This is a genomic window from Oscillibacter valericigenes, assembly GCF_016902445.1.
Taxonomy (GTDB): Bacteria; Bacillota; Clostridia; order Oscillospirales; family Oscillospiraceae; genus Oscillibacter; species Oscillibacter avistercoris.
The window spans coordinates 1-11367 of sequence record NZ_JACSNX010000039.1 but is presented as its reverse complement, the minus strand read 5'-3'; the positions used below and the strand labels follow the sequence as shown (position 1 = coordinate 11367).

The window sequence follows — 11367 nt, the reverse complement described above, 5'->3', positions numbered from 1 at the left end:
CTACCGGCGGACCCATCTCACCGGACAGCGTGCTCCACATGCTCCACCGGGTGCTGAAGCGGGCGGGGTTGCCCAGAGTTCGATTCCACGACCTCCGGCACACCTTCGCCACGCTGGCCATCCAGAACGGGGTAGACATCAAGACGGTGTCCGGGATGCTGGGCCACTTCTCGGCAGGGTTCACCCTGGACACCTACGCCCACGTGACTACGGCAGCCCAGAAAGAGGCGGCCAGGACCATGGAGAAGGTCCTGACGGCGGCGCTGTAAGTGAGCAAAAATTTCTCGAAAAAGAACGAAGACCCGGAGGCGGAAACACCGCCTCCGGGCCGATTTTTTGACCCGTATGGGTCACGGTTTGGGTCAACTGCAAATTTTGCAAAATCGCATAATTTCTCTGAAAACTTTTTGAGACAAAAAGTAAAGAAAAACCGTCTGATTTCTTGCGAAATCAGACGGTTTTGTGGTTGCGGGGGCTGGACTTGAACCAACGACCTCCGGGTTATGAGCTGTCGTCGGTTTCTCCATCCGCTGCGGCGCAGTGCTTTCCAGGCCTTTTCAGGCCCGAAATGGCCCAAAACCCGAAGGTCGGCCCTCTCCGCTCCGGGGCGGTTTTGCGGAAAATGGGTCAGGGTTTGGGTCAGAGACATCTGATCGCCCGGCGAAGTGCAAGACAGGGTGTTAGTATGCCGCCTGATAAATCCCAGCCAATTCGCTAACGGTGAACGGGACATAACTGTTGGAGAGGAGCCGCTGCTGCTCTTTCATCACCCGGGTTGCGAACACCGGGAGCTCTTCGGCTTTAATCCCATAGTCCCGCAACGGCTTACGCGGGTGAATTTGATCCACGAGAGCAAACAAAGCCTCCAGCGATCTGGATGCCGAGACGTCCAACGTCTCGGCCAGCAGTTTTTCAAGTTCACGCATCCGGCCACCGGGAGACTTTTCCCGGTATAGACAAAACGTATCCGCAAATACCAGTTGATTCGCCTCGCCGTGTGGGATATGATATCCGCCACCGAGCGGATAACTGAGCGCGTGAACAGGTCCGCACCCCGCAGATGAAAAGGCGATCCCTGCATAGTTGGACGCTAAAAGGAAATCCGTGGCATAACGGGTCCACATCGCCTGTCCGGTGCCGACCAGATAGCGGTATCCTGAGAGCAGCAGGCGGATTGCCTCACGGGAAAAAAGCAGGGAGTGCGGTGTGGCCTTAGGACTCAGGAAGGATTCTGCTGCGTGAATCAGCGCGTCGATGGAGGATGTCGCGAACACTTGGAAGGACAGCCCCCACAAAAGCTCCGGGATCAGGACGGACACCGCAGGGAACATCAGATCATTGTTCAGGCCGCGTTTCATCTGGAGCCCGGAGATCTCTGCCGCGCATGCGTTTGTCACCTCGGAGCCGGTGCCGCAGGTCGCCGGCACCGCATAGAGTTCATAGCGCCGCACAGGGGCATCCTGTCCCAGAAACAGGGCTGCGGTGTGACCGGAGGGTGCCTGCAGCGTCAGCATCTTGGCGATGTCAATAACAGTCCCCCCGCCAACGGCGATGATTCGACGGGTATCCCAGGGGATGTCCGCGCGTATGCGGTCCACCCGATCCGTCGTGGGCTCGCCAGAGCCATATGTGCTGGTGACCAGTACCGGGCATGGAGGCGGGACTGAACGGAAAAACCGGTCGTAAAGACTTTGATTGATGAGAAACAGATCTCCCATGCCGAAGGAATGTTCCTGCAGGAATTCCTGGAACGTGTCGTAAAATTGCAGCGTCGCACACAATTTAAACTGTTTCATGGGACCTCCTATCTTGTGAAAGGGCCGCTCAAGGGGCGGGGAAGGGGCGCGGGAGGCTGCCGCAGCAGTCTCCCGCGCAGATAAGGGGGTAAGAAAAAGGAAGATTCAGTATCCCATCGCGGCGTTGGGGAAGATCACAATCAGTTCAGGGAAGATCATCATAAAGAGAAGCGCGACCGTGAAGATGATCACGTAAGGAATGACCGCTTTGTACATGACCTTGGTGTCGATGCCCGGAGGCGCCACACCCTGCAGATAGAACATGTTGATGCCGAAAGGCGGGGTGATCTGACCCAGGCACAGCGTGATGCACAAGATCAGGATCGTAGCGTTCACATCCAGTGAGGAGGACCGGATGATGGGCAGCAGGATCGGGATCGCGATCATGATGATGGGAGTGGTGTCCAGGAACATGCCCATCACAAAGAACAGCGCGAAGATCAGCAGCATCAGGGGCAGGCCATCCAGATGCGCGCTCTGGAAGGCGGCGGCCACCACGTCGGACAGCCGGGTGATATTCACCAGGGAATTGTAAGCCGCGCCGCCCATGAGGATCCACATCAACATGGCGGAGACCTCCATAGTCTGGATCAGAGAGCCCCTCAGGTTTTTGAAGTTGAGTTTTCTGGTGATCAGAGCGTATACCATAGAGGCAAAGGCACCGACACCAGCAGCTTCCGTAGGCGTAGCAACGCCAGCGTAAATGCAGCCCAGGACCAAGACAATGATGACGATAGGAGCAATGACCTTCCGAAATACGCGTAACTTCTCACCCCAGGAAGGACGCTCACTCTTAGGGATGCCGGGCCCCAGTTTGGGGTTGATCGCACAACGGATGCCGATATAAATGATGAACAGGATCGCCAGTCCTACCCCGGGGATAACACCGCCGGCGAACAGCCAGCCGGCGGAGACGCCAGTGTAGGAAGCCATGATAATCATGATGGTTGAAGGCGGAATGATGGGACCCAGGCAGCCGCCTGCCAGCACAGGGCCGGTGGCCAGAGGTTTGTCATAGCCTCGGTTGAGCATTTCCGGCAGGGCAATGAGGCCCATCATGATGGTGGCAGTGGCCGCAACACCGCTCATGGCGGCGATGACGGCAGTGGTAGCAACGGTGGCCATGGCCAGACCGCCGTTGATGCCGCCCATCCACTTGTGGAAGAACTCATAGATATCGCTTCCGATGCCGGATGTCTGCAGGAACGACGCCATCAGTGCGAACATCGGAATGGCCAGCAGCGACTCTGACTGCATCTGGTTGACGAAGGCTGCGTTCAGAACGTTCATCTGCGCAGGACCGAAAAAGATGATCAGGATGACAGAGGCCACGCTCATCAGCGCGAAGGTGATCGGTATGCCAACGGCCATCAAGACCACCAGACCGACCAACAAGATCATGATCTCAGGACTCATTTGTCACCCTCCTCTTCATCTTTGGAAACGTTCTCTTCGATAATTTCCTCGGCTTCCTTGGCTTCCTCCTGGAGGAGATGTTCGGTAGACATCACAGACTCCACTGCCTCAGCCACCTCGTCGGAGTTGCTGGTGAGTTCGAGCTTCCCCATCAGAGCGGCGATGTTCTTGATCAGCTCACTGATTGCCTGCAGAAACATCAACCCAGAGCCAAGGGGAACCCAGAAGCGGATGGTCCACATAGGAGAAGCCCACACAGAGCCAATCCGCTCGTTGCGCATGAAAGAGGCATAGAACAAATCCCAGCCGAACTTGAATACCAACGCCATGCAAACCATGGCCAGGATGGCTGTGATAGCGCCGATCAGATATTTAACCTTCATGGGGAAGTGGGTGTAGGCTACGTCCACTCTGACGAAGCCGCCCTTCCAGTAGCAATAGCCGCCGCAAGCCATCAGCATGAGGCCCCACATCTGGATGATCAGCTCCCATGCCCAGATCGTTGGGGAGTTCAATACATAGCGGCGAAAGACCTCAATCGCCGTCAGGCAGATCATCGGGAGCAAGATCCACGCGAAGAGCTTGCCGATGGCCTTGTTGACGGTATCGATCCCGTTCGATATTTTCAGCAACACGCTCATTCTATCTTCCTTTCTCTTTAGCGGAGCAGCGCAGACAGACCCACTCCGTGTGGACATCTCGGGGAGTGGCAGGGCGGGACTGGCCCGCCCTGCCGGTCAAAGGATGTGCGCGGTCACGTCCAATCAGTAATCCACCTGACGTCCATAGTCACGGCTCTGCTGCTTGATGATCTCGATGCCGCGGGCCATGCGCTCGCTCTTGGACGCCAAATCTTCCCAAATTTCGGTGATGGCGATTTCACGCAGCTCAGCCACAACATCGTCGGGCAGTTCCACCAGTTCCACATAATCGCCTTGGACGGCGTCGCGGACACTCTTTTCAGTGCCTGCCACATGGTCCTGGCCGATCACGCCGATGTTGCACAGACGGATGACCTCGTCCACTGTCTCACGCAGGTCGTCAGGCAGGGCATCCAGACTGCTCTGATTCACGACGGTAGCCATCTGGCAGTAGCACAGAGAGGGCAGAATGGCATACTGGGCGACCTCGCGGATGTTGTTGGCGTCGCTCAGAGAGGACCAGCCATAGTGCGCGCCGTCAATGGTGCCCAGCTGCAGGGCCTGATAGACCTCGGTACCGGGAATGTTGACGGGAGCGGCGCCGATGGCGGCATAGTAGTCGCCCCAGACGCCCAGAGCACGGATCTTTTTACCGGCGTAGTCATCGATGCTGTCCACATAGAAGTTGCACAGGGTGTTGTAGTTGGGCTCGTGTGCATTCCAATAGTACTTAATGTTCAGCTCACTATAGGCTTCCTGGATGACTTCCAGAAGCCCGTAGTTCTCCATGGCGTCATAAATCTCGGAAGAGCTCTCCCACGCAAAAGGAATGCCAGTGCCGAGATCCGCCTCAGGCAGCACGCCGGCGTAAGTGGATCCGAAGATCACGGCGCAATCGAAAGCACCCTGGGATAGATAGGTGACGATATCAGATGCCTGGCACAGAGCGCCCGGCTCGTACAGCTCGATCTGCAGACGGCCATTGGTGGCACGCTCCACGGACTCTTTCAGGTTTTTCGCCATGTCGCCCTCCAGAGAGTCCAGAGCATAGTTGCTCTGAAGACGCCATGTGATCACTTCACCGCTGGGAACACTGGAGCCACCGCCATCAGAAGCATCTCCCCCGGCGGCATCTCCGGCGGTGCTTCCTCCACCGCAGGCGGTCAGCAGGGTAAGAACCGTACACAGGGCCAGCAGGATTGCAAGAGCTTTCTTAAAGTTCTTTTTCATGGTCGACCTCCTAAAAAAGATAGATTGTGGGTAGGGGCACTTTTTACGATACCTTTTGAGGATAGTATGCGTCAATCTTTGGACCGCAAAAACGTTGTATTACTCTCCTTTATACTGCGGCTCCCGCTTCTCGAGGAACGCGGAAACACCTTCCTTGAAATCTGCGTGGCGCGCCATATAGCGGGTATAGGTGACCTCCAACTCATCCTTACGGTGGATCTGGAAGTCCTCCTGCTCGTTCATGCAGGCCTTCAGGTACCGCAGCACCAGAGGACCGCGCTTGCAGAGCTCCCTGGCCTTATCCATGGCGGCGGGCATCAGTTCCTCCAGCGTATCCACCACCATGGTGACACCGCCGTATTTGTCGTGGAGCTCCTCGGCGGTGATAAAGGTGCCGCAGTAGCTCATGTCCCGCTGGATCTGGGGAGGCAGGATACGGGCCAGATGGGCGCTGCCCCCCACGACGCTGAGCTTGGCCTCCGGCGCGCCGAAGAGCGTACCCTTCACGGCGATGGAGATATCCGCTCCGGCGGGGTAGCACACACCGCCGCCAAGGCAGTGGCCGTGGACCGCGCAGATCAGAGGCACCCGCAGCTCATAGAGCGCCTGGGCACCGTCGTAATAGACCTCCTGGGTGTTGGTGACATCCTTGTCCAGGATGCTCTGGTAGAACCGCTTGATATCCACACCGACACAGAAAGTCTTGATGTCGGAGTGCATGACGCAGACCCAGATGTCATCCTCGTGGTTGATGTAGTCGCACAGCAGCAGGATCTCCTCCTGCACCACGCCGTCCGCCGCATTCACCGGAGGGTTGTGCAGTGTCATCACGGCAATATGGTCCTCCACAGAGAGAAAGACCTTTTCCAGTTTGTGGCCATTGACAATCTCGATATTTTTTGCAGACATATTCGTTCAGTCCTCCTTGCCGTAACGCTCATAATAAGCTTCCCATAGCTGATCCCGGAACTTGGGGTGAGCGATGTTGATGAGGAGCCGGGCCCGCTCACGCAGGCTCTTCGCTCTCAGATTTGCGACACCATACTCGGTGACGATGTAGTGGACATCAGTACGGGTGGTGGTCACGGTGGTACCGGGCTCAAACACCGGGACGATGCGGGACACCTCGCCGTGCTTTGCGGTGGATGGCATAGCCAGGATCGCCTTGCCGTCAGGGCACATCGCAGCGCCCCGGACATAGTCCAGCTGGCCACCAATGCCGGAGAACTGCTTGGTGCCCATGGACTCAGAGTTCACCTGGCCGTTGAAATCCACCTGCAGACAGGAATTGATGGATACGACCTTGGGGTTCTGGCAGATGATGGCGGGGTTGTTCACATAGTCCACCGTCTTCATCAGCACGTCCGGATTGTCATCTACGAAGTCATAGAGTTTCTTGGAGCCCATCAGAAAGGCGGCCACCATCTTGCCCTTGTCCAGGCGCTTGTTGGCGCCGGTGATAACACCCTTCTGATACAGGTCCACCACCCCGTCGGAGAACATCTCGGAGTGGATGCCCAGGTCCTTCTTGTCACCCAGGTATTTCAACACCGCGTCGGGGATCGTCCCAATGCCCAATTGTAAGGTGGAGCCGTCCTCCACCAGGGAGGCCACGTTCCGCCCGATCGCGTCTGTGACCTCATCGATCGTCCCGCCTCCCAACTCCGGCAGAGGCGTCGACGCCTCCACACAATAGGTCAGCTGGGAGACATGAAGGAAGGACTCCCCCATCGTGCGGGGCATCTGGTCGTTGACCTGGGCAATGACCATCTTGGCATTCAGGCAGGCAGGTCTGGTGCCGCCTACAGAGACACCCAGAGACACGTAGCCGTGCTTGTCCGGCGGAGTGACAGATACCATCGCCACATCGATGGGGAAGGTACCGTCAGAGAAGAAGCGGGTGGACTGATGATAAAAGAAGGGCGTATAGTCAGCCCGCCCCTCTTGAACTGCCTTGCGGGTAGCGGGGCCTACAAACATGGCATTGTGGCGGAGATGCCCTTTCATTTTTGGATCGCAGTATTCGCCCTTGCCCATGGGGACCCAGTGGACGATCTCCACATCCCTATACTGCTCATAATTCCGCACCAGCGCATCCACCAGGGCGGGGGGTTCGTTGGCCGCGTGGCCGAAAAAGACCCGGGAGCCGTTGGGAATCTGGCGGACAGCCTCGTCGGCGGTCGTCAGCTTGGAAGCATAGATCGCTTTCCAGTCTTCCATCTTGTGTACCTCCTTGCATCTCTCATGTTTTAGCTGCGGCGTGTCCAGTCGTTCGCCTGCGCCCAGGCACGCCTATCGGCGTTCAACAGGCCTATATAGCAAAATCCTTGCCAACCCCCCAAAAGCCCAGAGAAGGCCCGTACATCCTTACTGCCACAGCGGGTCATTTTTTCAAAAAATTGGTGAAATCCCGGGAGACACATCGCCAAAGGACCTGGACTGCATATTTTGCCGAAAAAACGTGCTCTGATGGTCCAAAATCAGAACAACACTTTTATGTGATGTTCCAAAAACGGAACTTGAAAAAGCAACAAAGATATGCTATAGTCAGTTTTGTTAAAAGAAAAGCAAAAATATTATGGATATCAACCACAGAAAAGGAGCTTATTGACGAAAAATTTTGGTGCAAAAGACAAGGACCGAAAAGAGGTGTTCCATTTTTGGATCGAAAGCAAACGAACACAAGAGACGTCTACGTGATGCTGCAGAAACTTCGTGATCAAGTAGCGAATTTGGAAGAGAAAAACCGCGTTTTAGATGCGTTCATCGAGAATTCCACCGATGCCATCCAGATCTCTGACCGGAATCTTGTGACACTGCGGATCAACCGGGCTTATGAAGTCCTCACCGGGATCCGGAGGGAAGAACTTGTTGGAATTCCGGTGGAACAGTTGGTGAGAGATCATTTGATCTCCGAGTCCTGTGGAGCTATTGTTGCGAAGACGAAAAAGCCACATACCATTGTGCAGACCTTTTATCGTACGGGACGCAGCGCACATGTATCCTGCACACCGGTGTTTGACAGCCGCGGTGAGATTGAATTCTATATCTGCAATGACCGGGATTTGGATGAAATCAGTTCCTTGCAGCAGGAACTTGACAAGATCCGGGGACTGAATGACCAGTATCTCCAGGAACTGGAGAGCATCAAGGCCCGGATGGGCGACCGAAACAAACTGATCGTGGCCGACAAGGAGATGCTGAAGGTGCTGGCTTTAGCTACCCGGGTGGCCAAGGTGGACTCAACGGCACTGCTGCTGGGAGAGACCGGCGTGGGCAAGGACGAGATCGCCAGATTTATCCACCAGAACAGCAGTCGGTCCGACCGGCGGTTTGTCCCCATCAACTGCGGTGCCATCACGGAATCTCTCTTTGAGAGCGAACTATTCGGGCATGAGGGATACGCCTTCACAGGCGCCGGCAGCAAAGCAAAACCTGGGCTTCTGGAGGCGGCGGATCACGGGACGCTGTTCCTGGACGAGGTGGGTGAGTTGTCCCTGAATATGCAGACAAAACTGCTCCATGTTTTGCAAAACCGCTCGTTTATCCGCGTGGGCGGCAACGAGCCGGTACAAGTGGATATCCGGGTGATCGCCGCCACCAACTGTGACTTGGAAGAGATGGTGCGTGAGAAACGCTTCCGGGAAGATCTATATTACCGCCTGAACGTCATACCGATCCATATTCCGCCGCTGCGGAAGCGGAAAAATGATATCATTCCCCTGGCCCAGCATTTTTTGGATTACTACAATCAAAAGTACGACTTTCATCGGAGACTGTCCCCAGCGACTTGTTTCGCATTGCTGAATTATCGGTGGGAGGGTAATGTCCGCCAGTTGAAAAATACCATCGAACAGGCGGCCATCATCACGGACACAGACTTGATTCAACCAGAGAGCCTTCCTATGAATGTGGTAGGTCAGGAGCCTGTTCAAGAGGTTTCAGCCGAAGCGGGATTGAATGAGATGCTGGAACGCATGGAACTGCGGTATCTCCAGACATTCTACGAGCGGTATGGAAGTATCCGCAAGGCCGCAGAGCGGCTGAAGCTTCCGCCCACCACGTTCCTGCGCCATTGGGAGCGGCTACGGCAGAAATATGAAACCGCTTCTGTGAAGGGTGAGAGATGAGAATCTGATGAAATAAAAATCAGCCGCTGTAATGTGGATAGGTGAAATATGGGCCCCGTTTTTGGGCAGGTGGGGCAAGCAGAGCGCCTGTCCGACGTTGTCGGACTTGGCGCCGCCGGATGACCGGCGATCCGGGCAGAAGCCCGGACCCACTTTGAGCGGCCCGCGGGCCGAAGGGCAGAGAGAGGGAAAACGGCCCCTGTTTGGCCGTGTGAGGGGCCGTGTCGGCAAATAGGGACAGGGAGGTATCCGTGGCCCGCCAAAGGGAGCTTGCAGCCCTTGTCGGCGCTGTGTGACGAAAGTCGATGACGGTCATTGAAGCACAGTTTTCCCCCTGAATCGGGGGTGAACCCACCGGTTGGAAGTATAGCAGGATAAAGGGCAGGCGTCAAAACTGCCGCTCTGCCCAGTCACAACTGCCCGCAGTGCGGGCAGTTACGGGGATTTTTACGTGGCTGTGAAGTGGGGTCAAAAACAGATGGCGGGGATCACGTTTGCGGTCACATTCCCGGAATGCTTAGAGGCATGGACAAAAAGTAGGGGTCAGGCCGGGGATACGTACAGCTTTCTGCTGCTTTGCCACACAGTTCTGGCAGGGACTCCCCCTCAGGAATTACGGCGCTGAAAACAAAGATAAGGCCCCCAACCAGACAGCCAAGTTGTTACTTTTCTGATAATAGATGCCGTGCCCCCTGGCTATTGAGCCAGCGTCGTGATATGGTATGTCGCTGACAAGGAGGCGGTATGATGTACGACTATATGAAGGCCCTGCACGCAAGGTTCTGCCGGGAGCCGGAGCTTCAAAAAGCCCGGGAGGAATTGGAACAGGCTTACAGAGAAATCAAGGCGAGGTTAGGCCAGCAAGACCAGGAGATTTTGCTCCAGCTGGCGGATCTGGAGAATGAACTGCGGGAAGAAACTTCTCTGACATCCTTCATCGCCGGTTTTCAGCTGGGCATGGGGATCGCCGGAGAGATGGAACGGTATTGCTTCGAGGACGAGGAAGACAAGCGGGCCACAGAGAGGGCGAAGATGAGGTGTCCCCAGGTCAAAATTTGATACGCTATTCAAAGAAAAAGGGCTGTCGGCGGCAGCTCTTTCTTAACAAACTGATAACTATCGGCGTTCCCCCTGGCTATTTCTGTTCTCTGTGGTATGTTGTGTCGTTGAAAAGGAGGCGGATGCCATGGCGAAGAAACGCGCCAACGGAGAGGGGAACATCAGAAAGAGAAAAGATGGTCGATGGGAGGGCCGCTACACCGCCGGGTACGATCCGGAAACCGGCAAAGCCATCTACAAGAACGTCTTGGGCCGGACCCAGACAGAGGCGAAGAGCAAGCTGAAAGCGGCCATCGAGGAAACCAAGAGCCTGGACGTGACCAAAGCCGGGAAGTACACGGTGGGAACCTGGATGGACGAATGGTTCGAAAACTACGCCAAAATCAAAGTGAGACCGTCTTCCCACCAGACTTACCGAGGATACATCAATAACCATATCAAGCCCAATATCGGCAAGATTCCGCTGGAAAAACTCACCTCTCTGGAGTTACAAAAGCTCTACAAGAAGCTGCTGACCAGCGGGAGAATTGACCGAGTCGAGAGCAAGAAGCAGGCAAAGGGTTTGAGTCCCAAGACCGTGCGGAACATTCATCAAATCATCGCCTCGGCCATGAAGCTGGCCAAAGAGCAACGGCTGATTGTAGCAGACCCCACTGAGGGCTGCGCCCTGCCGAAGCTGGAACATCGCGAGATGAAAACGCTACCCGTCGAGCAACTGACCTCCTTCCTCAGAGAGGCAAAAGAGAGCGGCGTGTTCGAGATGTACTACATTGAGCTGGCCACGGGTTTAAGAAGAGGTGAATTACTGGGACTGAAGTGGGAGGACATCGATTTCAAACACGCCAACCTCCGGGTGAAACGGCAGATTGCCCGGATCAACGGCGAGGTAGTGGAGGCACCGCTTAAAACGAAGAACGCCTACCGGATGCTGCCGCTGGCGGAGGACACGATAGCCGTCCTGAAAGAGCAGAAGAAAAAAGCGGGAGGCAGCCACTGGGTATTCCCCTCGCCTACCGGCGGACCCATCTCACCGGACAGCGTGCTCCACATGCTCCACCGGGTGCTGAAGCGGGCGGGGTTGCCCAGAGTTCGATT

The 11367-nt window shown here is 55.9% G+C and carries 10 protein-coding genes; 4 read left to right on the top strand and 6 right to left on the bottom strand.

The window, feature by feature from the left end:
• A partial coding sequence (locus H9X91_RS13695) for a site-specific integrase (RefSeq protein ID WP_204805809.1) occupies positions 1 to 269 on the top strand: 269 nt, incomplete at its 5' end.
• Positions 270 to 680: 411 nt separating this feature from the next.
• Here H9X91_RS13695 and H9X91_RS13690 read toward each other — a convergent pair.
• The 6 genes from H9X91_RS13690 to H9X91_RS13665 all read right to left on the bottom strand — a co-directional run bounded on the left by H9X91_RS13690 (position 681) and on the right by H9X91_RS13665 (position 7303).
• On the bottom strand, positions 681 to 1796 hold the full coding sequence (locus tag H9X91_RS13690; protein ID WP_204805807.1) for an iron-containing alcohol dehydrogenase: 1116 nt from the start codon (positions 1794 to 1796) through the stop codon (positions 681 to 683).
• A gap of 105 nt (positions 1797 to 1901) precedes the next feature.
• Complete coding sequence (locus tag H9X91_RS13685) at positions 1902 to 3197, bottom strand: TRAP transporter large permease (RefSeq protein WP_420850744.1); 1296 nt, start codon at positions 3195 to 3197, stop codon at positions 1902 to 1904.
• Between the two features lie 11 nt (positions 3198 to 3208).
• Positions 3209 to 3853 (bottom strand): TRAP transporter small permease subunit, encoded by a 645-nt coding sequence (locus tag H9X91_RS13680; RefSeq protein WP_204805805.1) that lies wholly within the window; start codon positions 3851 to 3853, stop codon positions 3209 to 3211.
• Between the two features lie 123 nt (positions 3854 to 3976).
• Positions 3977 to 5083 carry a TRAP transporter substrate-binding protein DctP gene (dctP, locus tag H9X91_RS13675; protein WP_204805804.1) on the bottom strand — a complete coding sequence of 369 codons (1107 nt, stop codon included), beginning with the start codon at positions 5081 to 5083 and terminating at the stop codon, positions 3977 to 3979.
• 99 nt (positions 5084 to 5182) lie between these two features.
• Positions 5183 to 5992, bottom strand: a complete 810-nt coding sequence (locus tag H9X91_RS13670) for an enoyl-CoA hydratase/isomerase family protein (protein WP_204805803.1) — start codon at positions 5990 to 5992, stop codon at positions 5183 to 5185.
• Between the two features lie 6 nt (positions 5993 to 5998).
• Positions 5999 to 7303, bottom strand: a complete 1305-nt coding sequence (locus H9X91_RS13665; protein WP_204805802.1) for an acetyl-CoA hydrolase/transferase family protein — start codon at positions 7301 to 7303, stop codon at positions 5999 to 6001.
• A gap of 479 nt (positions 7304 to 7782) precedes the next feature.
• Here H9X91_RS13665 and H9X91_RS13660 point away from each other — a divergent pair, with 479 nt between their 5' ends.
• The 3 genes from H9X91_RS13660 to H9X91_RS13650 form a co-directional block, all read left to right on the top strand.
• Complete coding sequence (locus H9X91_RS13660) at positions 7783 to 9213, top strand: sigma-54 interaction domain-containing protein (protein ID WP_243414564.1); 1431 nt, start codon at positions 7783 to 7785, stop codon at positions 9211 to 9213.
• Positions 9214 to 9960: 747 nt separating this feature from the next.
• A complete protein-coding gene (locus tag H9X91_RS13655; RefSeq protein WP_204805800.1) occupies positions 9961 to 10272 on the top strand; it encodes a DUF6809 family protein in 312 nt (103 codons plus the stop codon).
• A 127-nt stretch (positions 10273 to 10399) separates the two neighbouring features.
• Positions 10400 to 11367, top strand: a 968-nt coding sequence (locus tag H9X91_RS13650) for a tyrosine-type recombinase/integrase (RefSeq protein WP_204805799.1), incomplete at its 3' end; no start/stop codon positions are given.